The organism is Veillonella sp. 3_1_44 (assembly GCF_000163715.1).
GTDB lineage: Bacteria > Bacillota > Negativicutes > Veillonellales > Veillonellaceae > Veillonella > Veillonella parvula_A.
This window is the reverse complement of record NZ_GG770201.1, coordinates 144,890-170,481: the sequence shown is the minus strand read 5'-3', so window position 1 is coordinate 170,481 and position 25,592 is coordinate 144,890. Positions and strand designations below refer to the sequence as shown.

General features: G+C 35.9%; 22 protein-coding genes, 1 pseudogene and 1 riboswitch. Of the genes and pseudogenes, 1 reads left to right on the top strand and 22 read right to left on the bottom strand.

Annotated elements, in window-relative coordinates; genetic code table 11:
- Window positions 1-152 precede the first annotated feature (152 nt).
- The 22 genes and pseudogenes from HMPREF0873_RS07395 to HMPREF0873_RS07290 all read right to left on the bottom strand — a co-directional run bounded on the left by HMPREF0873_RS07395 (window position 153) and on the right by HMPREF0873_RS07290 (window position 24,598).
- A complete protein-coding gene (locus tag HMPREF0873_RS07395; protein ID WP_008715240.1) occupies window positions 153-932 on the bottom strand; it encodes an ABC transporter ATP-binding protein in 780 nt (259 codons plus the stop codon).
- On the bottom strand, window positions 929-1,978 hold the full coding sequence (locus HMPREF0873_RS07390) for an iron ABC transporter permease (RefSeq protein WP_008715237.1): 1,050 nt from the start codon (window positions 1,976-1,978) through the stop codon (window positions 929-931). Before HMPREF0873_RS07390 ends, HMPREF0873_RS07395 begins: the two co-directional genes overlap by 4 nt.
- 16 nt (window positions 1,979-1,994) lie before the next feature.
- Window positions 1,995-3,167 carry an ABC transporter substrate-binding protein gene (locus HMPREF0873_RS07385; protein ID WP_008715235.1) on the bottom strand — a complete coding sequence of 391 codons (1,173 nt, stop codon included), beginning with the start codon at window positions 3,165-3,167 and terminating at the stop codon, window positions 1,995-1,997.
- Between the two features lie 101 nt (window positions 3,168-3,268).
- On the bottom strand, window positions 3,269-4,444 hold the full coding sequence (locus tag HMPREF0873_RS07380) for an ABC transporter substrate-binding protein (RefSeq protein ID WP_038125755.1): 1,176 nt from the start codon (window positions 4,442-4,444) through the stop codon (window positions 3,269-3,271).
- 203 nt (window positions 4,445-4,647) lie between these two features.
- Window positions 4,648-4,837, bottom strand: a riboswitch (cobalamin riboswitch).
- 506 nt (window positions 4,838-5,343) lie between these two features.
- The gene (locus tag HMPREF0873_RS07375; protein ID WP_008715231.1) at window positions 5,344-6,252 is read right to left on the bottom strand and encodes a DUF4062 domain-containing protein; all 909 of its coding nucleotides are present in this window, start codon (window positions 6,250-6,252) and stop codon (window positions 5,344-5,346) included.
- Between the two features lie 52 nt (window positions 6,253-6,304).
- The gene (locus HMPREF0873_RS07370) at window positions 6,305-6,787 is read right to left on the bottom strand and encodes a GNAT family N-acetyltransferase (RefSeq protein WP_008715228.1); all 483 of its coding nucleotides are present in this window, start codon (window positions 6,785-6,787) and stop codon (window positions 6,305-6,307) included.
- A gap of 193 nt (window positions 6,788-6,980) precedes the next feature.
- Entirely contained in the window at window positions 6,981-7,400 is a 420-nt protein-coding gene (locus HMPREF0873_RS07365) for a GNAT family N-acetyltransferase (protein WP_008715226.1), read from the bottom strand.
- 18 nt (window positions 7,401-7,418) lie between these two features.
- Window positions 7,419-7,616, bottom strand: coding sequence for a hypothetical protein (locus tag HMPREF0873_RS07360; RefSeq protein WP_232192018.1), 198 nt, complete (start codon window positions 7,614-7,616; stop codon window positions 7,419-7,421).
- A 107-nt stretch (window positions 7,617-7,723) separates the two neighbouring features.
- Window positions 7,724-8,047, bottom strand: coding sequence for a hypothetical protein (locus tag HMPREF0873_RS07355; RefSeq protein WP_038125754.1), 324 nt, complete (start codon window positions 8,045-8,047; stop codon window positions 7,724-7,726).
- Window positions 8,048-8,189: 142 nt separating this feature from the next.
- Entirely contained in the window at window positions 8,190-8,699 is a 510-nt protein-coding gene (locus tag HMPREF0873_RS07350; RefSeq protein WP_008715220.1) for a hypothetical protein, read from the bottom strand.
- A 108-nt stretch (window positions 8,700-8,807) separates the two neighbouring features.
- Entirely contained in the window at window positions 8,808-9,224 is a 417-nt protein-coding gene (locus HMPREF0873_RS07345) for a hypothetical protein (protein WP_008715218.1), read from the bottom strand.
- A gap of 138 nt (window positions 9,225-9,362) precedes the next feature.
- A pseudogene (locus HMPREF0873_RS07340) lies at window positions 9,363-9,578 on the bottom strand (GMP synthase (glutamine-hydrolyzing)); the annotation flags it as partial.
- 54 nt (window positions 9,579-9,632) lie between these two features.
- Window positions 9,633-10,685: a hypothetical protein gene (locus HMPREF0873_RS09820; RefSeq protein WP_008715215.1), complete on the bottom strand. Its 1,053-nt coding sequence runs from the start codon at window positions 10,683-10,685 to the stop codon at window positions 9,633-9,635.
- 40 nt (window positions 10,686-10,725) lie between these two features.
- Window positions 10,726-10,887 carry an N-acetyltransferase gene (locus HMPREF0873_RS07330; RefSeq protein WP_008715213.1) on the bottom strand — a complete coding sequence of 54 codons (162 nt, stop codon included), beginning with the start codon at window positions 10,885-10,887 and terminating at the stop codon, window positions 10,726-10,728.
- A gap of 327 nt (window positions 10,888-11,214) precedes the next feature.
- Window positions 11,215-13,389 (bottom strand): AAA family ATPase, encoded by a 2,175-nt coding sequence (locus HMPREF0873_RS09965; RefSeq protein WP_038125753.1) that lies wholly within the window; start codon window positions 13,387-13,389, stop codon window positions 11,215-11,217.
- Window positions 13,390-13,695: 306 nt separating this feature from the next.
- A complete protein-coding gene (locus HMPREF0873_RS07320; RefSeq protein WP_008715209.1) occupies window positions 13,696-16,836 on the bottom strand; it encodes a type I restriction endonuclease subunit R in 3,141 nt (1,046 codons plus the stop codon).
- A 146-nt stretch (window positions 16,837-16,982) separates the two neighbouring features.
- Complete coding sequence (locus HMPREF0873_RS09810) at window positions 16,983-18,203, bottom strand: restriction endonuclease subunit S (protein ID WP_008715207.1); 1,221 nt, start codon at window positions 18,201-18,203, stop codon at window positions 16,983-16,985.
- Window positions 18,193-19,725, bottom strand: coding sequence for a class I SAM-dependent DNA methyltransferase (locus tag HMPREF0873_RS07310; RefSeq protein WP_008715205.1), 1,533 nt, complete (start codon window positions 19,723-19,725; stop codon window positions 18,193-18,195). Before HMPREF0873_RS07310 ends, HMPREF0873_RS09810 begins: the two co-directional genes overlap by 11 nt.
- Window positions 19,726-20,032: 307 nt before the next feature.
- Window positions 20,033-21,568, bottom strand: coding sequence for a glutamine-hydrolyzing GMP synthase (gene guaA, locus HMPREF0873_RS07305; protein WP_008715203.1), 1,536 nt, complete (start codon window positions 21,566-21,568; stop codon window positions 20,033-20,035).
- Window positions 21,569-21,829: 261 nt separating this feature from the next.
- Window positions 21,830-22,027: a 4Fe-4S binding protein gene (locus tag HMPREF0873_RS07300; protein WP_008715202.1), complete on the bottom strand. Its 198-nt coding sequence runs from the start codon at window positions 22,025-22,027 to the stop codon at window positions 21,830-21,832.
- A gap of 181 nt (window positions 22,028-22,208) precedes the next feature.
- Window positions 22,209-23,360 carry an HAD hydrolase family protein gene (locus tag HMPREF0873_RS07295; protein WP_008715200.1) on the bottom strand — a complete coding sequence of 384 codons (1,152 nt, stop codon included), beginning with the start codon at window positions 23,358-23,360 and terminating at the stop codon, window positions 22,209-22,211.
- Between the two features lie 56 nt (window positions 23,361-23,416).
- The gene (locus tag HMPREF0873_RS07290; protein WP_008603147.1) at window positions 23,417-24,598 is read right to left on the bottom strand and encodes an amidohydrolase; all 1,182 of its coding nucleotides are present in this window, start codon (window positions 24,596-24,598) and stop codon (window positions 23,417-23,419) included.
- A gap of 173 nt (window positions 24,599-24,771) precedes the next feature.
- Between HMPREF0873_RS07290 and HMPREF0873_RS07285 the strand changes: the two genes are divergently transcribed.
- The gene (locus HMPREF0873_RS07285; protein WP_008603148.1) at window positions 24,772-25,554 is read left to right on the top strand and encodes a basic amino acid ABC transporter substrate-binding protein; all 783 of its coding nucleotides are present in this window, start codon (window positions 24,772-24,774) and stop codon (window positions 25,552-25,554) included.
- Window positions 25,555-25,592: the final 38 nt, after the last annotated feature.

The window sequence follows — 25,592 nt, the reverse complement described above, 5'->3', positions numbered from 1 at the left end:
GCTGAAATCAATGCTGCTCTGCAAAGATTTCAGCCTCTTTTATTTTTAACTAATAGTCTTACATCCTATTAATAACTGGATTCACGTCAATGACTATCTATAACAAATAGTACCAACACTATAATAGATCAGTGCAATCACAAAGAATCCTATTAATTAATAATAGCTTCTAATGGAATAACATGAGGTAGCCCATTGTCATCCATATAAATTTTCGTTTTAACACGGTATACATCTTCCATCATGGCTTCTGTAAAGATGTCTTTCGGCGCGCCTTGAGCATATACTGTACCCTCTTTAAGCACGATGATTTCATCTGCGAACATAGCCGCCAGATCAAGATGATGCAATGTTACGAGCGTTGTAAAATCATTTTCTTGAGTCAGTTTTTTTAGCAATGTTAACAAGTCAAATTGCTTGTGCAAATCTAAAGCACTTGTCGGTTCATCAAGAATTAAGATTTTAGGTTCTTTTACAAGGGCTTGCGCCATGAACACAAGTTGGCGTTGACCACCGCTGAGCTCCATGATGCTGCGCGATGCAAAGCGCTGTAAGTTCAACCGTTCCAATACCTCTTGTGTGGCTGCAATATCCTCATCACTTACGCGGAAGGACATGGACCCCATGCGCCCTAGCATAACGACTTCAAAAACAGATAGATTGACTTTACAGTCATTATCTTGAGACAAATAGCTCACTGTACTACTAAAATCCTTTGTAGAATATTGAGATACAGGTTTACCATTAACGGAAATCTCGCCCTTTCCTTTCAAGATACCCATGATTGTTTTTAAAAGTGTAGATTTACCAGCACCGTTAGTACCAATGAGCGCAGTCAATTTACCTGTTTTAGCAGCAAAATCAACGCCCTTTAAGATCTGTCCGTCTTCCGTAGAGGAATAACCAAAGGTTAGATTATGAACTTCAATCATTTGAAATAGCTCCTTTTCCTAGTTAATACCAACGAGAAGAAGAAAGGTACACCGATGATTGCTGTCACAATACCGATTGGGAACATCGCCCCAGGAACGAGCATCTTACTCGCAATAGATGCGAGAGACAAAATCGCCATGCCACACACTGCAGATAACGGTAAGAAATACCGTTGATCCTCACCCACAAGCATACGTGCAATATGTGGTCCTACAATACCGATAAAACCAATGGTTCCAACGAAAGAAACGGCAACGGCTGTAATGATGGAGATGAAAGCAAACACTTTTACTCGTAAGCTTTCAACATTAACACCAAGACCAGAAGCCTTTTCATCGCCTAATTTTAATGCTGTTAAACGCCAAGATTCACGCATCATAAGCGGTAGCATGATTACTAGCACGATAAGAACAATAGAGATGTTCACCCAATTTGCCTTAGCTAAACTACCCATCGTCCAGAACACGATGTTTTGAAGGGCCTCAGGAGATGCCATATATTGCATCAAGGATTGAAGCGCTTGGAACAAGAACATCATGCCGATACCGGCGAGAATCATCGTTTCAGAGGAGAAGTTCTTAATCTTATTGATGGAATAGATAAAGAAACTCGTCAAACTAGCGAATACAAAGGCGCCAAATGGAACCATAAAGACACCTAAAAACTCTAATGCACTAGCGCCTACAACAACCATGAGAGATGCACCGAAGCCAGCCCCTGCGGATATACCAAGTGTATATGGGCTAGATAACGGGTTATCAAGAATAGTCTGCATGCCAGCACCAGCAATGCCCAAAGAAGCACCTACGAGCAATGCCATAATGGCCGTCGGAAGACGAATCGACCAAATGATAACATATGCGTTTTTGGATACCTCTGCTGGGTCTGTTAATGCGAGCCATACATCACTTAACGTAAGTGATGCAGGACCTACAATAATATCGGTAACAAAACTTACCGCACAAATGATCAGACCAATGATAATAAACATGAGCTTTTTATAGCTCTGTTTTTTATAATCGTACTGATTGTTAGTTTCCGTCACTATACAAAACCCCTTTTTAGTTCAACTGCATAAACCAAACGCCACCGTAAGAGAATGGAAGGAATTTGTCATAGAATTCCTTAAGTGTGCCTTCAGGATCTACATCCTTGAATTCCTCAGGATAGAATGTTTTAGCTAAGTATTCAAATACTGCAACGTCATATACTTCACGAGGTAAACCATGGTGAGTAGAAAAAACATTTTTAGATTGAACTGCTTTCAATTCAGGCCAGCCTTGACGTTCTGTAGTGAAAGCTTTCAACAATTCTTGAGATTTAGCTTCATTTGTATCAAAACCTAAACGCATGGAAGTCGGTTTCTTAGGCCAGTAAGAACCGATGATCATGATGATATCTGGGTTTCTTTCTAAAATAAATTCTGGGTTAACAGGGCCTGCTTTTTGAACTACATCTTTTGTAATAAGGTCGCCACCAACTTGCGTTGCTAATGCGCCCCATGCTACGTTTGCACTATACGCAAAACCTAAACCTTCTGGACCTTCGTTACCTGTTTCAATGTAAACAGTTGGTTTTGGTTTATTGATTTTGCTAATGCGGTCCATCACTCGTGTTAAACGGTCAGTATAGAACTTGTTGATTTCTGCTGCACGCTCTTCTTTACCCAATGCTTTACCGATAGCTTCGATAGATTTTTGGTGATTTTCAAGCTTTTCCGCATGGTAATCGATATAGATAGTAGGAATGCCAGCTGCATCGATTTTAGGTTTGTAATCAGCTTCATATTGATCTTTGAAATATAAAGGCATGAAGATAACATCTGGGTTTAAGGAAATTACTTTTTCCACATCAAATGTTTTATCATTTACGTTACCAATGAGAGGAATTTTTTCCAACTCTGGCACTTCAGATTTGTAGCGATCCCACATATCTGTACGCAATTTGCTTAAATAAGGGTCAATACCAACAATAGTCTTAGCCACATCTTTGCCTTGCAACGCAGCCATAGTCAAGAACGCACCACCAGAAGCACTCAATTGAACTACTACGCGTTCTGCGGGCTTTTTCAACGTAACCTTTTGACCTGTTACGTCTGTAATCTCAATTTGTTTGCCAGATTGTGCCGCATCCTTTTTCGTATCTGCTGGACCACCACAAGCTGTCATAATCATGCTCACAACTAGCAGGAGCACCGTGGCAAGATAAGCCATAAATTTCTTTTTCTTAACCATAGAATACCTCGATTCCAAACTTAATAAGTTCTAATAAACACAATATATAACAGCATTTATTTGGGTTTTACATCATCAGCTCCTTCACGCACAACACAACCCTAATTCATATGCATAAACCAGATGCCACTATAAGAGAATGGCAAGAATTTGTCATAGAACTCTTTAAGTGTAGCTTCAGGATCTACATCTTTAAACTCTTCAGGATAGAAGGTTTTTGCTAAATATTCGAATACGGCTGCATCAAAGACTTCACGTGGAAGACCGTGGTGCGCAGAGTAAACTTGTTTATTTTCAACAGCTTTTAATTCGCTCCAACCTTGACGTTCTGTGGTGAAAGCTTTCAACAACGCCTGAGACGAATCTTCAGTAGCTTCAAAACCTAAACGCATAGAAGTTGGTTTCTTAGGCCAGTAAGAACCCATAATCATAATGATGTCTGGATTCTTTTCCAATACAAACTCAGGATTAATTGGAGATGACTTTTTAATAGCATCTTTTGTGATTACATCAGCACCAGCCATGGTAGCTAATGCCCCCCAAGAGTAATTGCTACTAAAGGAATTACCAAATTCTTCCGGACCATTCATACCAACTTCAAGGTAAACAGTTGGTTTTGGTTTGTTAATTTTACTAACACGGTCGAGAACTCTTGTCACACGATCCGTATAGAACTTGCTAATTTCTGCAGCTCGTTCTTCTTTACCTAAAGCCTTGCCGATGGCTTCGATGGATTTTTGATGACTTTCAAGTTTTTCAGCATGGTAGTCGATATAAATCGTTTGTACACCTGCTGCATCTAGTTTTGGTTTAGCATCGGACTCATATTGTTCTTTCAAGTCAACAGGAATGAAAATAACATCTGGGTTCAAGGAAATAACTTGCTCCACGTTAAATGTTTTATCACCGACTGTACCCACTACTGGAATCTTAGCTAACTCAGGCATTTCAGCAGTAAAGTGCTTCCACATATCCGCTCTATAATCCTGCAAAGATGTATCCATGCCGGCAATAACCTTCGGCGTATCCTTGCCCATAAGTGCGGAAATCGTAAAGAATGGACCACCGGCACCACTCCACTGTAAGACAACTCTCTCTGCTGGCTTTTTAAGCGTTACCGTACGACCTGTTACGTCTGTGATTTCGATTGGCTTGTTATTTTGCGCCGTATCTTTTTTCGTTTCGCTAGAACCTCCACATGCAGCGATGAGCATACTAACAATTAGGAGGAAAACCGTGGCTATGTAAGCCATACATTTTCTTTTCTGTTTAACCATGAAATCCCTCTCTTCTCTCAAACTAAAACTATCACTATAAGTGCACATAAAAAGCCCGTCTCCCCACGAAGAGGAAACGGGCTGTCATCTCAGTTAGACTAACTACCACGCCTAATAAGCTAGCATATAGTATGAGCTTTCAACTATGCATAGCTAGTATAAATTCATCTATATCAATCCCCATCCCTGTCTCTCGCAGGTCAATTGGCAATTGTTAATTAGGCAGTTCTCCTGGCTCCAGTTCAACGTTACTTTGCGCCTTCCCAAAAACTTCAGTGACCGAGAGCATTTCACCCTCTATGCAAAGTACCTCGCTGTTACAGTGGCGTGACCGCTTTGGCTTGTACCAAATTCTCTATTAAGTCAATAGACACCTAACCCAATCATATGTGATTTTCCTCATCGTAGCATGAGGGGCATACCATGTCAATAAACACATAGGGGTACTGCTATATACGCATAAAGCTCTACATAATATAAAAAAAAGTGCTGCACTGCTAACTTTTAGCTTCTTATCATAACAATCATTTAAGACTATCACATATTCTATAATTTCTTTTTATGGATTAATTAAACACAGAATTATCATAATCCTTTTTCTAGATATGAGATATACTCTAATACATACTAGAAAAAATAACATAAATTCCATTACCATTGAGAATACTTTTCTCACTAAGAACTCATCTAATCGTAAAACTAATATATACATTGAAATGCTTTAATTTAGATATTTACAAGCACTTTATATCATATCGTAATTACAGCCTATCAACTCGAATGCGTTTCCAGCTCAACATCTATTTAATCTTCTATTTTCAATAAATACTTTGGTATTATTTTTTATATTAAAATAATCGTTACTAGTAGAAAATATTTTCCCTATTATGATTATTAATTTATGCATTTAATTTGTTCATAATCGATTTGCCTAAATTAGTTAATCTTATATATTCAATATTATCATCTCCTACATAACATTCTATAAGTTTCAAGTGCTCAAATTTATTTTTAACAATTAGTGCATCTTGTTCTTCAACTTCATACCCAGGTTTAAAAGCACTTATTGCATTTTCAAACGCTAATACTGTTTTAACACCTGTTAACCTTAATGAAACAAATTTAAACAGTTCAGATAAATTAACTTTAATGTTATCCGTGTCAACTCTAGTACTATCAGTAAAAATATATACCTTTTCTACAAAATGTAATTCTATCAACTTATTATAAAAATTACTTTCTAATTCAGTATTTTCAGCCTCTAAACAACAATTTTTCTCACTTAAAGTTTTTAGGCTATCATTTGAGCCTCTATGCCACCCTGGTCTCTTTATCTCAGTTTTTGCACGCATAATTGAAATTGCAACCTTTGCAATTAAATCAGACATATCCTGCCACACACTTGCTAAGCGATTATTCATAGCTCTCTTTTTGAATTCTGCTAATTTACCATTTTTTATAGGATCTTTCTCTATCTTTTCAGGATCAATTTCTGCCGAATCATCTATAGAAAATACCAAAACAGGAATACCTCTCTCTATTGCATAGTTATACTCCATTTCAGTATAACTAATTCCCGTTCTTGCATTTATTGAACCATAACGACGTCCTAGAATCAAAATGTAGTAATCACAAAGATCTATAACATTTTTAATAACATTAAATTGTTCATCATCTGTAGCAACAAAGTTTTCCATACCAGCTGGAATACAATCTGCCTTTAACAATACTTGTAATACTTGTTTTCTTTCTTCGATTAAATCTTTGTACGTCGAACTTATAAAAACCTGATATTTGATACAATTCATCTTATTATCTCCTTTTTATAAAAAATAAAACCGTCAATTTAACCGCTTAAAACTAAAGTACCTTTCGCATTTGATACCATTTAGCACCGCCATGATCAGATTCCGATTCACCTTCATTTACAATGCCAAACTTGGCATAATAGGGAATCTTTTCTTTTTTACAAGTTAAAATTACGCCCTTTCGCTTTTCTTCTCTCGCCAGCTCTATGAAAGCCTCAATCAGTCTGCCCCCTACGCCATGGTTCCGATACTCAGGCATTGTATTCAGACCAAATATCATCTGCCAAGCACCATTGGGATTATGTAAGGAAGCATCTGCGAACATCTCATCCGTTAAGATTTCATCATCAGACACAAAACCATCTATAAAACCAATAGGTGTGTCTCCATCAAAGGCAATCAAAAAATGACCTGCGTAATACTTTAACCGTTCCTTAAAAGCCTCACGAGGTGCAGCCTCGGCAGGAGGAAAGCATGTTGCTTCGATATGTGTAACTACATCTAAATCTGCGGTTGTCGCTTTTCGTATTAACATATTAATATCCTTCTTTATATACTTATGTACTTATTTGCTTATATACTTATGTATTTATATATTTGTATAGAACACATTTTAAAATGAGTCGGCTAAAATAAATCATTTTTAGTATAAACGCTTTACGCCATAAAGGCTACACGTAGAGATATTACATGTAGCCTTTTTCTGCTGAACCTTATATTTACTATATTTACTTTTTCGTATACTTAGGCACATTACGATATTGCATTGGTAAGGAGTTATCTTTTATCTTAAACCCATGCTTCTCGTAAAATGGTGCATTCTTGCTATCACCAATCATAACATTGATATACAAATAAGACTTGTAAGCCTCTTTCACCATTTCAAGCAAATGACCAGCAATACCTTGGCCCCGATAATCAGGATGAACCAGCACATAATTGATGAAACACACAAGTTCACTATCGTCCATAAGGCGAATAAGACCTATTAAACGATCTCCATTCCAAGCTGTAATCACACGAGATGAATTCATTAAAGCCTTATGTAATCGATCTGGATATTTACCTACCACCCAACGAACAGACAGAAACAACTCTGCTACTTGCTGGGGCGTAAAATTCTTTTCTTCGGTATACGTAATCGCCATAAAAGCTCCTTCAAATGATTACTTTAACTTTCGCATCTCACGGATAAACGCCTCTGCCTCTTGTAGATTCTTAGGGAACTCAAAATAAATACATTCTTCATATCCACAATAAGGATTACGGAAATCATAGCCACTCAACAACAAATACTCGATAATCTTCCATTCTTTATCATTAGATTTTTTAGGAGCCTTAAACTTCTCGTTCACAAGATACATTTTACCTTTGCACGTAGGGCAGGTTTTATTTCTGTTAAACAACTCGTAGTTTGTGCCCTCCGACAAGGAGATCCTACAGTTTACACATACATTTTTATAACCCATAGTTATTTACTCCCATACGGTTTATGTTGAAAGATTTCTTTTACAATCCCTTCACCAACAATATTGCCGCCTTCCATGATAAAGAACTCAGTACCTGCTTGTATAGCAGAATAATCTACGGTTTCATATACTGGTAAAGCGTTAGCTTGAATTGGTTTATCAAAGATGACATCTTCACCATCAATAAAGTTGATACCAAGATATTCCTCAGTACCTTTTATAACAAAATGAGGATAATACATTCCTTTATTTAAATTCGGTGGAATTCTCCTCTTCTTGCTGAAGAAAGTAACTGTACAGCAAATAGTAAAATCTAAATTGCTCATCTCAGGCCTCATTCAATTACATATACCATATCACCCTTAAAGTATATCCGAGGAAAAACTAAATTGCTCTATGTTAAGATTTTCTAATCAATCTAGAACCTTTTTAAAAATTTCCTTATCTTCTAAAACTATATTATATATTTTAACCAAAAAGACTTTTATAAAGCCCTTTAATTTCTCGTGCGTATTTCACTGCACCAGGAAGATGCATTCGTTTATAGTAATCTCCTAATATTTCTGTATGATTTTTCAAAATATCAAATTCAATCATATACATAGCAATACTCGTTATAGAATATTTTCCTATCTCAAGTATAGTTGATTTATCTTCTATATCTAATTCCTCGCCTTTTGGAAATTCACCATCAGAATATTCTTCCCAAGTTTCATCACTGTATTGCCAAAAGGCTTTACTCCAAAGAATCAGTTCTTTACGATTGTATTCTATTAATTGCTCGAAAAATTGCACTAACTCTTTCTCAGAATATAACTTGCAATTAAACCCTTCTAATAAGAATTGCCTTTGATTCAATCGATTTCTTAGTTCTTGAATTTCTATACTTTGTAGTTCTTTATTAAAGTTATCAGTCCCTAATTCCTCTATAATATCTAAATATATAGGGCTATCTAAAAATTCTTTTAAAGTTTTCATATTCTTACGTCCTTACAGAATTAACTCCGTTCATAATAAAGAACTCCGTATCTCCTTTTAGAATAAAGTAATTTACAATTTCAAAAACTAACAACATATTAACTCATATTAGGCCTCATCGATTACATATACCATTTTGCCTGTAAAGTATATGTTCATTATACAGTGAACAGGATTTCCTTCAGTCCATAGCCAGCCTTGGAATGCAGCACGTCCCCAATTATAGGTCTCCGTAATGACCTCAAACTCACTTTTACTATACTCCTGTTGATACTGAGGTAACTCAATTCTTTTACCTGTGAAAGTATCTAAAATTGTACTATTAAAGACGAGAATTTCTAAATCATCAATATCACACTTCTCAAATACAATCTTAGCCTTATGAGTCTGTTCAACACCGTTCTCATAGGAAAAAATATAATCAAAGGTAAAAGTTAAATTACCATCTGCGTATTCTATTTTTTGAACCCTTGCATCATGGAGAGAATATTTGAAATACTCTCCAAAAGACCTTGTTATATTCATAGCCCCTCTATTTTCAAACAACTGTTTAAATTAAAATCTATAACTTAAAATCAGTATACCAATTTTTGTACAAAATACAAAAGCCTCCCATCAAAAGATAGGAGGCTGATTTAGCTTAGTAATAACTATAGTTATTTCTTATTCCCACTCAATTGTAGCAGGTGGTTTAGATGTAATGTCGTACACGATACGGTTGATGTGTTGTACTTCGTTTACGATACAACGGGAGATTGTGTCCAATACGTCGTAAGGGATGCACGCCCAGTCAGCAGTCATGAAGTCTGTTGTTGTTACGCCACGCAATGCCAATGTGTAATCGTATGTACGGAAGTCCCCCATAACGCCTACAGTACGTGTAGATGTTCTGTATACGTAATCGCCATAAAAGCTCCTTTATATAATTCAAAATCACCAAGAATTTAATAACGTAGTAGATTTATCAAAAGTTAACGTACATAATGTAGGATTCGTCTTATCTAGATAAGCAATAAACACTATTTTAGCAAATATCTTTTCTTTCATATCCATTGCTTTTTCGAGATCATCTTTCATATATTTACAAAATAACTCAGGAAGAGTAAATCGTGCACTAAGACTTCTAATCTCATTACCATTATTATCTATTGGTACTATAACCCATTCATCACTATTTTCACGATTGAAATGTATTGAAATGTTTTGGTGTGGATTACTTTTTAGTAACTCATTAAAAGCTGCGTCTGCAAATAAGGGAATCATATTCACACTATTTATTGTAGCTAAAAATATATATTTACCCTTAATCTTTTCCCTTAAAGATAATATTGATTGTACTAATAATCTATTGCCAATACATTCAATAGCTTGTTTATAATTCCATTCATCAGTTTCCTCTGTGTGAATTAAGTGGGAAAAGCTTCTTTTGAATGTTTTAAACAAGTTCTTTTCTATATCGTTAGTGTCGAACATTAATATATCAACAATACTCTCAATAGAGTCTGTGATATATTTATATTCACGACCTGATAAATCAATTAAATGTATCTTATGTGCAATAGCATAACGTTGTGCATCATTAGAAAATCCAGACGTTGAAAAAATCGCATAATGATAGTTATACCTAGCAAGAAATAACTCGGACAATGTCATATTTACAGTTGAATAATTAGTATTAATATCATCAAGAATTCCCACTCCCATTCTGACTTTCTCAATGCCAACTGGTCTATCTGATGAATAAAACTTAGCTTCTACAAACAACCTTAATGGATAAATAAAAGGAGGGGTGACTCTAAACGTTCCTAGCGTATCAAACTGGTGATAACCACCACGTCCTTTAACTTTTAATCCATTACGACCACAACTTTTAAATTCATCAGTATTACCAATATTCTCATCTGTAATTACTTCATATCCATTTACTTCAATTAACTTTGATAACACTACCTCTAAAAGGTATCCTCTTACTTGCTGTTTATTCATGCTAGTACGCTCCTAAGTTATAAGTGCTAAACGTATTTTGTTACAATCTCTTACTCATATAAATAACATCGTCCATAGGATTATGATAATACGGCTCGCATTCAACAAAGCCATGCTTCTTATACAAAAGGATCGCTGCTTGCAACGGTTCAATTGTATCTAGCACCATTTCTTTATATCCAGAGGCCATAGCATGGTCCATAATACATTCAATTAGACGATTATCGAGAACATAATCATGATTGATCCACTGCGTATACTCTTAAGTTAACGCATTTACTTATTTTCAATTCAGTTTGCTATCAACTATTTTAATCATATAAACACCGATGGACTAATAACGGTACTCTTCCAATCTTTATCATTAGATTTTTTTAGGTACTTTAAACTTCTCGTTAACAAAGAACATTTTACCTTTACATATGAGACAGGTTTTATTTGTATAAAATAACTCGTAATTCATACCCTCTGACAAACGAATCCGGTAATTTATACTTATATTTTTATAACTCTTATCCTTAATCACACTCTATAAATCATTTATAAATGTCAAAATATCTGATTTTTCTTTTTCCAACATATAATCAGTAATATCAATTGCTGGTTGGAAGATACTCATATTGCCTTCAAAATGATTAAATTCATTCAGCAGGGTTTTCTTCGTTGTAAGAAAAACCCTATTTTTTATATCATCTTTATTTGAACTATTTTCAGGAAAAGCTTTTGAGATTATTTGTCCAAGTTGTTTAGCTCCTCCCCTGCTTTCAGTATCTATATTATATTTTGATACCAATTTTTTCTCTATCAATAATCTTAAAAATAAGTAAGTAAAAGAATGTATTAATGTCCGATTTAATAGAGGATATTTCTCCTTATTAACAATTTCCTGTCCATCAAAGCTTTTCGCCAAAATATCATTAACATTCACTAGATAACTATTTGGAAGTATATCATCCTTATTTCCAAATAAGTCAATATAACACTTTGCTATATCAACTGTATCTGTTTTATATCCATGCATCAATTGAGTTAGTCTCTCTTTGACAGTCAGATTATTAATAACAGTTGAGTATCCACGCATAAAAGGAATTAACGAAATTAAAAATAATTCTGTGTTTCGTATATAATCAAAAATTTTTTCTCTAAATGTATTTAACAACTCATCAAGGTTAATAAGCATATCACGCTCATCAGAACGCAATGATATGAACCCATTTTCTTCTCCTTGTGTATTATTAAATAAATATAATCTAAAGCATTTTTTAAATTGCCCATCTAGAAGCCTTAGTAAGTCTATATTATGAGTTAAAATGATTCTCTTTTTATTATGTAGCATTTTAACTATTGCATAAGCTATTTTATTTTTATAAATAGAATCAAAGCTAGAAATAGGATCATCTAATATTACAATTGATTTATTAGAGTTTTTAGCTTTTAAAAATTCAAATGTTAGTGAAAGAAAATTTTGTTCGCCGGAACTTAATGGAAGGTCCTCTCGTTTAACCCCAATAAAATCTTCATTTTCCAATACAATTTTGATGTTTCTCTTATCATCTCTAATTATCTGTAGTGCCTTACTCATATTACTACTAATAATCTGCTCAATGTATAAAAAATCTTCTTCCGTAATATCTGGCTTCTGACTTATCATAGTTTGATATTCTTCATTTTTTATTTTTATGTCAGAACTTTTATAAATCTCCACTAATTCCTTTATTACTTTATTTGCAAATATATTTTTATACTCTTCTATAGATGCTTTAAGGTTTAAAACCTCATTTAAATCTCCTGTTTCAATCGCCTCTAGCATAATATCTTTTATTCTAAATGGATCTTCTTCTCTTATATCATGAATTATTTGTTCAACAATTTTTTTAGTTTTTGCATCTAATGTCTTTTTTATATCTTCTATATTTTTAGTTTTTTTATCTAACAAATTATTAGAATCAATTCCTTCTGAATCGCAAACTATACACTGTTGTTTATAATTAAAACGCGAAAGTATCCTTATTGCTTCTGTATTTTCCTCAACCTCCTTAATATGAGAATTGTTAGCCAATTTACAAGCATCTATCGATTCAATTTCAACAATAAGGGAATTATTTTCTGATAAATCAGAAATAACATAATCTAACTTTTCCTGTTCAAAATCAGGAATAGTAATTTCAGTATACTTATCTAATTCCGATATATACTTCTCAACACCAGTTTTAGAACCTTTAGATTTGTTATTCATAAAATCTTTGATTATATCTTGAATACTTGCCAAAGCAGAAAAGCACTCTATAGATTTACTACGCCCCGAAGATATATTGTAATTATTTTTTAAAATAGAAATACTAGCAACGCACAATCTATTATATTCATCATCTATATACTTCTGTAGTTCAAATTCTTTTCTTATATTATCGCCCAGCAAAAAATCTTTTGTTTCCCCTTGTATGATATTTCTGTTATTTTGATCATTAATCACAAAGAATTGCGATCCATCTGTATATGATTTATCTCCATAAGTATACTTCACATTTGTTCCAGCCTCAGATGATAAGACCTTCACCAAACTTGTCTTACCAGTTCCATTAGGACCATAAAGTACCGCAATTTGGTCTTTAGAAAAATCTATTTCATTATTTTTAACAAAATTTTGATAATCTTCTCCAAAAATATCCTTATTTTTAATTTCCTCAAAAATAATTTTTTCCATTTTATTCTCCCCAGACTGATGTATTAGAACAAACTATCCTATGTAAATGACAATATAAGAATACAAAATAACATCTCTAAATAACTATTTATATATCACGTAAAAATTCCGCCTCTTAGAATTACTCACTAAATTATATAACCTTCCTATTAATCTTTTCTACAAATAAATGCTATTCTCCTCTATCATTTATTCTAATAATTGCTTCTAATCTTCCCTTCTGTCACATTTAACTGTTTACTACAATCTACTTACAAAAAGCCAACAAAGTTAGCACTTTGTTGGCTTAAAAATTTCATACCTATCTTACTTCCCTATATTATCAGCAACCAGGGATAACGGTTTCTCTGTTGGCATCGGATAGGAATAAACTTTGTGTTCTTTTTCCATATCATAATTATCCGTCCATAACTCACATTGTGTTATTACAGTCTGAACTGCATCATCCATTCCTTCTGGAGGGTATTTATGCTTTTTCAAAAGTTTTTTTATGATCATACGCATTTTGGCTCTTGCTGATTCACGTTTTTGCCAGTCTATTGTCCTATTTTTACGAAGTGTATCCGCCAATTCTTTCGTTATAGAAATCAGTTCTTCATTTTCATAAAAGTCTTTAATAGCCTGTGGTTTAACTAATGCATCATAAAAAGCCAACTCATCTGCTGTTAATCCAAGTTTTTCCCCTTCTTGTTTATCAGCTGCAATTTGTTTTGCCAATTTTAACATCTCAGCAATAACTTCTTCATTAGTTAGCATCCCATTTAAATACGCATTGAGAGAGCGTTGCATAATTTCACTAAATTTCTCAGACTTTACTACATTCGTTCTACGATAAACAGAAACTTGGTTGGAAATTAATCTTTTCAACAATTCAATTGCAAGATTCTTTTCCTTCATATTAGCAACATCTTGCAAGAATTTAGGATCAAATAAAGAGAACTCTTCTTTAATGTCAGAGAATAAATTAATTACACCATCACTCTTAATACTATGTTTTAAAAGTTCGTTTATTCTTGCGTTCATCTCTGGTAATGAAATCTTTTTACCAACGCCAGTATTAGTAAGTCTCAAAACAAGTACACGAACAGCTTCAAAGAATGCTGCTTCAAATCTATCGTCTTCATTAACTAACGACGAACAAAGAGAGAGGGCTTGATGAAGCATAAGGGATTCTTTTACAAATACCTCCTTATCCTCTGCCCGCTCTTTATCCATAATGAAATTCACTGCACCACTAATAGTTTTAGCTCTTTCAAGATCCGTACCACTTTTAAATTTAGAATAATCATATCCATGGAATATATCACGGCATATAGACAATTTTTCTAAGAATTTAGGATATGCGACCATAGAAACATCGGTGTCACCATAATTCTTTTTATCACGAGATGTATAATCGTTCATCGCCTGCTTCAAAGCAGTAGCAATACCCACATAATCAACAATAAGCCCGCCTTCTTTATCACGGAATACACGATTAACACGAGCAATAGCTTGCATTAGATTATGTCCAGTCATAGGCTTGTAAATATACATGGTAGCAAGAGAAGGAACATCAAAACCCGTTAGCCACATATCAACTACTATAGCAATTTTTAAAGGGCTATTATTATCCTTAAATTTCTTAGCAAGTTCGTTTTTATAATGCTTATTGCCAATAATTTGTCGCCACTCTTCTGGATCATTATTACCAGAAGTCATGACTACAGCAACTTTTTCTTCCCAATTTGGTCGAAGCTCTAGAATACGTTTATAGATTTTCATGGCAATAGAGCGAGAATAGGCAACAATCATTGCCTTACCGGTAAGTAAATACGCCCTATTATTTTCATAGTGATCAAGAATATCATGCACAAGAGAATCTAGAGTATTATCATTACCAAGAATGGCTTCCATCTGCCCTAGCTCATGTTTGCTTTTCTCTATAACTTCACTATCTGCATTCAAAGACATCAAATCATATTCAGCATCAATCAACCTCAATGTGGCTTGATCAAGATTCAATCTGATAACACGACTTTCATAGTAAACAGGTCGTGTTGCACCATCTTCAACAGACTGCGTCATATCATAGATATCGATATAATCGCCAAAGACCTCCCGCGTACTACGGTCTTTTGAAGAAATAGGTGTTCCTGTAAAACCAATATATGTAGCATTAGGCAATGTATTACGAATAAGTCTGGCTGTACCAATAACGCGTTTTGCTACTTCCTCACCAGATTCATTCTTTGTAATCTTAATTTTTTCAGCAAGCCCATATTGCCCTCTATGTGCTTCATCTGCCATAACTATAATATTATGACGTTCAGATAAAGGTTCATCCGATTCCTCAAACTTTTGCATCGTAGTGAAAATAATACCATTTGCCTGTCTCCCAGCAAGTAAGGTTTTAAGATTTTCTCTACTTTCTGCTTGTAACGGCTCTTGTCGTAAAAAGTCTTTACACTTTACAAACTGACTATAGAGTTGATCATCAAGGTCATTTCTATCAGTAAGAACAACAATAGTAGGGCTATCTAGAGCCTCCTGCAACAAATGGGCATAGAATACCATTGAAAGAGACTTACCACTACCTTGAGTATGCCAAAAAACTCCACCCTTACCATCAGTAACAGTAGCGTGCTTAGTCGATTCAATAGCCTTTTTCACTGCAAAATACTGATGATATCCAGCAAGAATTTTATAGCTATTTATTCCTTCATTTGAGAAACAAATAAAGTTCTTAATAATATCAAGTAATCGTTCTTTTTGGAATATTCCCTCAAAGAATGTATCAAACTGTGCATATTGGGTATTCTCATAATTACCGTCTTTTGTTTTCCATTCCATAAAACGGTCTTCACCTGAAGTAATTGTTCCCGCTTTAGAAATCAACTGATCACTCATAACACAAATAGCATTATAAATGAACATTGATGGAATCTCTTGCATATAGTTGCGAAGCTGTCTATATGCCTCAGAAGCATCTGTTTCTTCACGAGAAGGAGACTTAAGTTCCATTAATACTATTGGTAGACCATTTAGAAATAGAATGAGATCAGGGCGTTTATTACTGTTCTCAATGAAAGTCCATTGGTTAGCTACAACAAATGAATTATTTTCAGGGTTCTTATAATCTACAAGATAAACAATTGAAGAACGTTCTTCTCCATCAACAAAATACCTTACAGGAATACCATTCTGTAAGTAGTCCATAAAGATGGCATTCTTCTGTACAAGCTCCCCATTTTCAAAGTTTTTAAGTTTAAATAATGCATCCTGAATCGCATCATTAGTTGCACCATGATTTATACGAAATAAAGAATCAATTAAAACATCTTCATAAAAGGGACTATAAAAATCTCTTTCTATATCTGGGCCATACACATATTCATACTTTAAATCATTTTGAAATAATTCAATTAATGATTTTTCATAATCTTCCTCTCGAAAAAAATTTAGCATTATTTTACTCTCCACTTATTCCTTGTTATTAGTTATTATTTGCCTCTAAAATGCTATCAGCATTTTTATATTATTATAATTACAAAAATGATTTTCACTAAAAGTAATTCTTATGATACTAAAAAACTAAACAATAATTTAGTGGCTTAAAGTTCTATGCCTGAAACATCCAGATCGCCAGCCATCAACTTAGGTAATAATGCATCTCTAATATCAACAAGTCGTGAGTTTTCTGCTTCAAGCACTTCCTGCTGCTGGAAGATTGGAGTACAAAAGGCATTGAATTTATCGATAGTCTCGTTATCGGGAATTACAACAGGGACAGATTTCATCCCTGCACCTGATATTTCCTTAAAGGTTGAACCCGAAGCCATTCCCTCGATGGTCGGCAATAAAAATCTCAGAAGATAATACATAAAAGCTGTACCAACATTTTCATTTGGAACTACCGATTTGAATCCCTGATTAGTTGTTACTTCGTTGGCAGCAATGGCAATGTACCCAATAGGTGCTCTGGAACTAAACAGAACTGTTCCAGTTGGCATTTTGATTGCACTACTCTTGGAAAATCCTAATTCTGAAATATCAATTTCACCGTGAGAAATAAATTTTGACTTGTTAAGAGATAAATCCTTTGGAGTAATCCATGCTATGCCTTTTCTGGAGTAATATTCAGGCTTTGTTTTGGATGGGGTTCCACCGGCAACAACAGTTCCAAGGTCAGAAAGCACACCCTCTTTCCATATTGGATTGACATCCTCAACAAATAATGAATGAAAAAGAGCTTCTGCTTGCTGCTCTAAATTATTGTTTATCGAAGTATTGATTTGAATTTTATCGTCAATAGGCTTTAACACATCCACAATTTTTTTTTGCATTGTCAACGATGGTACTAATACACTCATTCTTTTTATATCAGCTATCGTGACATGACCTAATCCAGTAGTTTGCTTATTACTTGCAATTTGAGTAAACCAAGGCTTAAGATATTTCATCAAGAAATAGAAATAATCCCTATCAACTATTTCCTCATTGGGAGTTACTTTAAAAATATGCTGATTCAACCAACCTTCCTGTAATTGAAACTTAAAAATATCTATAGATGTTTGCGGATTTCCAGACCAAGAAAAGAGTAAATCTTCTTTTTTTAAATGAACATCGTCTGAAAATATCTGCTTGGTATACGATGTGTTTCCACTTATACCATTATTCAGCTCAGCAATTTTTATTACAGGAACACCAGTATCCGAGAAATGGATTTTTTTGAATGCAAGTCCATTTTTCCATAAGGCTAAATCATATAGTGGATATCTTTTACCGTTCAATTTTGAATAAATATTATATAGCGTACTTTCTTCAAATCTCATATCCTATCGCCCCCAACTTCCTTCTGATTTCGTCTTCTAATTTGTGGGACTTTTCAAACATGTCTGAAAGCTCCGAAGTCAATCTTGTCATTTTTTCTTCAAATGGTTCTCCATCACCTTCTTGTTCTTCAATGCCTACATACCGCCCCGGAGTTAATAAATAATCTTGTTTTGCAATATCTTCTATTGTAGCAATAGCGGAAAAGCCTTTTTTCTCTACTAGCATTCCACTTTGAAACTCTTCAAAGGTTTTTACTAATAAATCAATATCTCCAAGGCTTCCATCTTCCTGTATCCCTTCTGTAAAATCTCTATGTTTACGATCAACCATATATCCCATTTTTCTGGCATCAATAAATAGTGTCTTTCCTTTTTGCTTTTTGCACTTAGTAATAAACCACAAAGTTACAGGGATTGTTACACTATAAAATAACTGTGTAGGTAAAGCTACTATGCCTTCAATAAGATCGTCTTCTATTATTCTTCTTCTTATTTCTCCTTCCCCTGAAGATTGTGATGATAGTGCACCATTCGCTAAAACAAGACCTATTTTCCCATTTGGACCAAGATGATGAATCATATGTTGAATCCATGCATAGTTTGCATTACCTGCAGGCGGTAAACCATATTTCCAGCGGACATCATCCTTTAGCTTTTCCTGTCCCCAATTAGAGAGATTAAACGGCGGATTTGCCATAATAAAATCGGCTTTTAATGTTTTATGTAAGTCATTAAAGAATGTATCTGCCTGATATGGACCAAAGTTTGCATCGATACCACGAATTGCCATATTCATTTTTGCCATCTTCCAAGTGTCAGCATTAGATTCTTGACCATAAACAGAGATAGTTCCTCGGTTACCACTATGAGCTTGTACAAATTTCTCACTTTGCACAAACATGCCACCACTACCACAACAAGGATCATATACACGACAATTATTAAATGGTTTTAAAATAGAGACAATAGTTTTAACGATACTTGACGGTGTATAAAACTCGCCACCCTTAGTACCTTCATAAGAGGCAAACTGAGCAATACAATATTCATATGTTCTTCCTAATAAATCCTTGCTCGCTTCGGTACCGTCCATTTTGACTTCATTAGTAAAAAGGTCAACAACTTCTCCGAGAACTCTTTTATCTAAATCAGGACTAGCATAATTCTTAGGTAACACATTTTTAAGTGTTGTATTCTCTTTTTCAATAGCTCTCATCGCATTATCAATAACAAGTCCAATTTCAGGTGTATGTGCAGCAGATGCAATTGTGCTCCACCGAGCTTCTTCTGGAACAAAGAAAATATTTTCTTCTGCATATGCATCTCTATCATTTTCAAAGCCGTCTCCTTCTTTTATAAGCTCTTCATAGCGTCTCTCAAAAGCACTCGATATGTAACGAAGAAATATTAACCCTACAATTACTTTTCGATATTCTGCAGCAGGAATATGCCCCCAAAGAACACAAGCCGCATCCCATATTTGTTTTTCAAACCCAATATCTGTATTGTTTTTTGCTGCCATAACTTATATACCATCCTCATTAAAACTTGCAAATCAAGATTGTTTTTATGAAATCCGTATAATCTAGTAAATATACTATAAATACTAATATTTTTTATTATAACATCTCAGATAATCAGAATATATCTTTAATTCATTTATTTTTCATAGTGTAATGACATATGACACTTTTATTACTGTAATCTCTAAGACTAAATATCTATTAACCAGTAAAAAATGATATAAAAAAGTCATCCAAAGATAATCTCTTTGGATGACTAAATTGTATTATATATTTTTATATGTTAGCTATATTAAGCAAACCATATTATTCCCACTCAATTGTAGCAGGTGGTTTAGATGTAATATCGTACACGATACGGTTAATGTGTTGTACTTCGTTTACGATACGACGGGAGATTGTGTCCAATACGTCGTAAGGGATGCGTGCCCAGTCAGCAGTCATAAAGTCTGTTGTCGTTACGCCACGCAATGCCAATGTGTAATCGTATGTACGGAAGTCACCCATAACGCCTACGGTACGTGTAGATGTTAATACTGCAAAGTATTGGTTAATGCTACGATCAAGGCCAGCTTTTGCAATTTCGTCACGGAAAATGTAGTCCGCATCACGTAAGATATCGAGTTTATCTTTCGTAATTTCGCCCATGACACGGATAGCAAGACCAGGACCTGGGAATGGTTGACGCCATACAAGGTAATCAGCTAAACCTAATTCAGAACCAAGTTCACGCACTTCGTCTTTGAAGAGGTTGCGCAATGGTTCGATAAGGCCTTTGAAGTCTACCACTGCAGGCAAGCCGCCAACGTTGTGGTGAGATTTAATAACTTCTGCTTCACCAGTACCGGACTCGATAACGTCAGGGTAGATTGTACCTTGTGCCAAGAAGTCAACAGAACCAATTTTACGGCCTTCGTCTTCGAATACGCGGATAAATTCTTCACCGATAGCTTTACGTTTTGCTTCTGGATCTTCAAGTCCAGCCAATTTATCTAAGAAACGTTTTTCAGCATCTACACGGATGAAATGCATGCCGGAATCTTTGAAAGCTGCTTCTACTTCGTCACCTTCGTTTTTACGCATTAAACCATGGTCAACAAAGATACAAGTCAATTGGTCGCCTACAGCTTTAGAAATAAGAGCTGCTGCAACGGAGCTATCTACACCGCCAGACAATGCCAACAATACTTTTCCGTCACCAACGGTTTTGCGGATGTCTTCAATGGCAGATTTTGCATAGTTTGCCATTGTCCATGTGCCTGTGAAGCCACATACTTCGTACAAGAAGTTGTGAAGCATTTCTTTACCATGTTCAGTGTGCAACACTTCTGCATGGTATTGCATAGCATATAGTTTACGTTCTGTATTTTGCATGGATGCAACAGGGCAATCCTTAGTATGTGCTACGATTTCAAAGCCTTCAGGAACCTTTGCTACATAGTCAACATGGGACATCCAAACAACTTGGTCTTCTTCCAAGCCTTTGAACAATGGAGATGTAGTGTCCACTTTAGTAGGTGTTTTACCGAATTCACGGTTATCCGCAGACTTAACTTCGCCACCCAATGTATGCGCCATAAATTGCATACCATAGCACATGCCAAGAATAGGAATACCAAGTTCAAAAATCTCTTTCTCAATTTTCGGAGAGTTTTCTTCATACACGCTATTAGGACCGCCTGTAAAGATGATACCTTGCGGTTTCAATTCCTTAATTTTTTCCAGCGCTTTGTTGTATGGATATACTTCGCAGTATACGTGATTTTCACGAACACGGCGCGCGATCAATTGATTATATTGACCACCAAAGTCAACAACAATTACAAATTCCTTGTTTTCCATGCCTTCCTCCATATGCATCTATTTGTGAAAGTATATTCACGATTTGTTATGCCCATACATTTCTGTACTGGGGGCGCGTTTTTCCGAACTAAACGCTAATTTTTCATTACATTTTATTATACCATAGGAAGTATAACGACTCCATATATTCCGTATGTAAATTATAAATAAGAATCCAATGTTCGGATTTCTAGTTATCACCCTTTTGGAGCCCTCCGTATGTAAGTCAATTTACTGACAATGTTGAAAGATATCTAGCTATTACTTTTTAGGGGCCTCTCGCTTATACATTTTTACAGCCCCCACAGGACAGATGGAATAGCAATCACCACAACTGATACAGCCTTTCCCAATGATAAATCGAGTCTTACCTTCGGTGATGCATTGAACAGGACAATCCTCAGCACAAGCACCGCATTTAACGCAAGTATCGTCAATATTAAACTTTAGATTTCCCATTATACATCACCTCCTATGCATTCTTTATCTGTGCCAAACTTAACATTATCTACTTTTAAATAGTAGAATTCATATTTTAAATATATAAGATCACAAACATCACGCTAGCTCAAGAATATATTCAAAATATTTTAATACAAAAACAGCTATTATAAATTTAATTCAACAACAGTTATTATAATTATTTTTTCTTATTTAATTCACTATTATACGCAATAGCGGAATAGATTGCCTTTGCCACGCCTTGGTGGTTATTGTCTGTCGTTTCGTAATGTGCCGCTTCTTTAATGTTCGGCTTGCTATTGCCCATCGCTACACTAGCGCCCGCAAAGCGTAGCATAGATAAATCGTTTTCGCTATCCCCCAGTGTCATTACCTCGTCAGGACTTAAGCCCCAATGTTTTGCCAAGGCTTCTACGGCTGTGCCCTTTGTAGTATGAGGCAAGACAAATTCTAAATTACCTTCACTAGAGAGCAGCACATCATAGAAGCGTTCACGGCCTGTACCGTCGTGGGATAGACCTTGGTATTCATCGCGTAAGTCTTGCAAGATACGTTGACGCATTGGTTCATCACCATAGAAGATTTGAATCTTCTCAGGCCCTTCGTCTAAGGATTCCATATGAGCTAACAAATCACATACCATAGTCCGCGTAGCCAAGATAAATGGACGAATATTAGGTCTAAAGAAAAAATTAGATTGCTCTATTTCACATTCAGACATCTTTACCTTTGCGGCTTCATTACCTTCTGCCAACGCATAGTGATCGTACGTTGCACCTGGCAGACGAGTGTCCCCTATACCAAAAATCTGATTTTTAGTATTAGGCAGATGATTATCCATTATGCCATGTACAGTCTTTTTATCTTCCTCAGCACGCTCGCTAGCGCATACTCCTAAGCGTTCAGGTGTAATACATCTAGACGGAGGATACATGCCAAAGATTTGGTCTTTCACATAGGCCTCTACATAGACGCCATAGGTTAATAGTTTGCGCAATAAATGTAATGCTTGTTCTTTATCAAAACTTACGTGGAATAGACTGCGGTTTTCATCCTTATCCATCACGTAAGCGCCATTGGTGCACATGAAATAGCGCAAGCACGGCAGTTTTTCAATGACATCATTCATCTCATTCCAAGCACGGCCAGAAGCAATGGCTACGCGAATGCCACTTTCACGAGCAGCACGAATCGCCTCAATAGCATCCTCAGGAATCGCCTTTGCATCATTGACCAAGGTACCATCTACATCGGATGCGATAAATCGAATGGGCTTATCCCCTGTGAGGCCTATATAATTTTTTATTTCTAATGTTTCAGTCGTGGCCATACATCCTCCTTCTGTTCCTTCTATTCCCTTTATTCTTTCTATTCCTTTTATTCCTTCTATTTAGAATTATTAAATTCGGCTACGATTTCTTCTAAAATTTCTGGGTGTTCTACCAATCGCAATACTGTGCCACCAATGATGTTTGCACCGTCGATAATGGTTTGTTCAATAGTAGGCTCTAACATAGCAGCTGCAAATTCTTTAGAATGGCACACCTTCGGCTCGCCAGCGAGGCGCAATTTAGGATGGAATGCCGCACATTGATAGCTTACATTGCCAATATCTGAGCTACCTCCAAGGGCTGCTGGACCGGGCTCAAAATCGAGGCCCATATTGGCCATTACCTCTTCGATAAGCGCTGTGCCACGATTGTTTTGATTCATATCATCATAAGGATTTCCATAAAACTCTACATCCACAGTTGTGCCTGTACAAAGGGCAGCCCCTTCAAAGATTTTTTTGATTTGCTCAGATAAACCATTCAAATACTCACGCTCCGTATGACGCACGGTAACCTCTAATTCACCGAAGGCAGGAATCACATTGGATGCGGTGCCTCCCGCAATGATCCACGTGCCGATGCGCGTTTCAGGACGCACCTGTTGGCGCATCATATCCATAGCATGGATGGCAAGTTGCACACCGTTTACCGCATTGACACCATTCCAAGGTTCTCCTGCCGCATGGGCTGGCTTACCGTGATACTTAGCGCGGAAACAGTCGAGTGCCAAGAATTGTGAGTTAGGACGCGTTTCCTCGCCGTCGAGGTGGACCATAATGGCAAAATCGTATTCTTTGAACACCCCTGCGTTACACATGTCTACCTTGCAACCCATCGCTTCTTCGTCTGGTGTGCCGATAATATCGATGTCCATGTTGAAAGCTACGCCCTCTTGTTGCATTTTATGTAGTGTCAACGCCGCTAACACACTCATAGAGCCGCTAGCAGAGTGACCGCACGCATGGCCTACCTCTGGCAGTGCATCGTATTCACATAAAATCGCCAAACGACCTTGAGGGTTATCTACTTTCACAGCAGACGCCTTAAAGGCAGTCGGCAAACCACAGAATTCATAGGTTACGTCCATGCCATATTTTTCGAGAACAGCGCCTATGGTTTTGACGGACTCAAACTCCTGACTGGAAATCTCAGGATTCTTGGCTAATGTGTAATTAATGGCAAACGCATCAGGTGCGAAGCTTTTACAAAGATCAGCAAAAGTAGTTGTAAGGGACATATTGCCTCCATGTATATAACCACATTATTGTAAAGGATTATGATACTCTACAATAAAGAATAGAAAACTCGTTTACTCTTAATTATACAATGTTATTGCCTATTGGTGTAAAATTCCGTACAATATAAACAGAAATGTATAAACCATGTATATGGATGTTTGAGGAGGATACTATGTTTAAGTTCAAAAAATTGACAGCCATCGCCCTCGTAGCGATAGCAGCAATGGGTTTATTGGCTGGTTGTGGCAATGACAAACCAAAAATGACACAACAAGAAGGTGTATTGCGTGTAGGTTCTGAAACTACATTCCCACCATTCGAATTCACTGAAGGCGACAAATACGTTGGTTTCGACGTTGATTTGTCCGAAGCAATTGCTAAAAAACTTGGTTTAAAAATGGAATTCAAATCCATGGGCTTCGATGCTTTGATTCCAGCAGTTCAATCTGGCGATATCGACATGATCGCAGCAGGCATCAACGCTACACCTGAACGTGAAAAAGCATTGGACTTCTCCGATGTATACTTCGACCAAGGCGGTTTCATCACAGTTGTTCGTAAAGACAACACAACAATCCACAACATGGATGAATTAGCAGGTAAAACTGTAGGCGCTCAAATCGGTACAATCCCGGTTGAAATGGCTCAAAAAATTCCTGGTACAACAGTAAAACAAATCGATTCTAATGCTAATATCTTCATGGAATTGAAAGCTGGTACAATCGACGGTGCTATCATCGATAATGCAGTTGCTATGTACTACCTCAAACAAGGTGCTGATCAAGACCTTAAACTTGTAGGCGAACCTACACAATCTCCGGGCACAGTGCTTGGCGTGAAAAAAGGCAACAAAGCTTTACAAGAAGCTGTTAACAAAGCTCTTAAAGAACTTAAAGAAGACGGCACTTACCAAAAAATCTACGACAAATGGTTCGGCGATTACAACAAAAAATAATATGTATTGCTAAGAACTAGGATACATAATAACCCCTC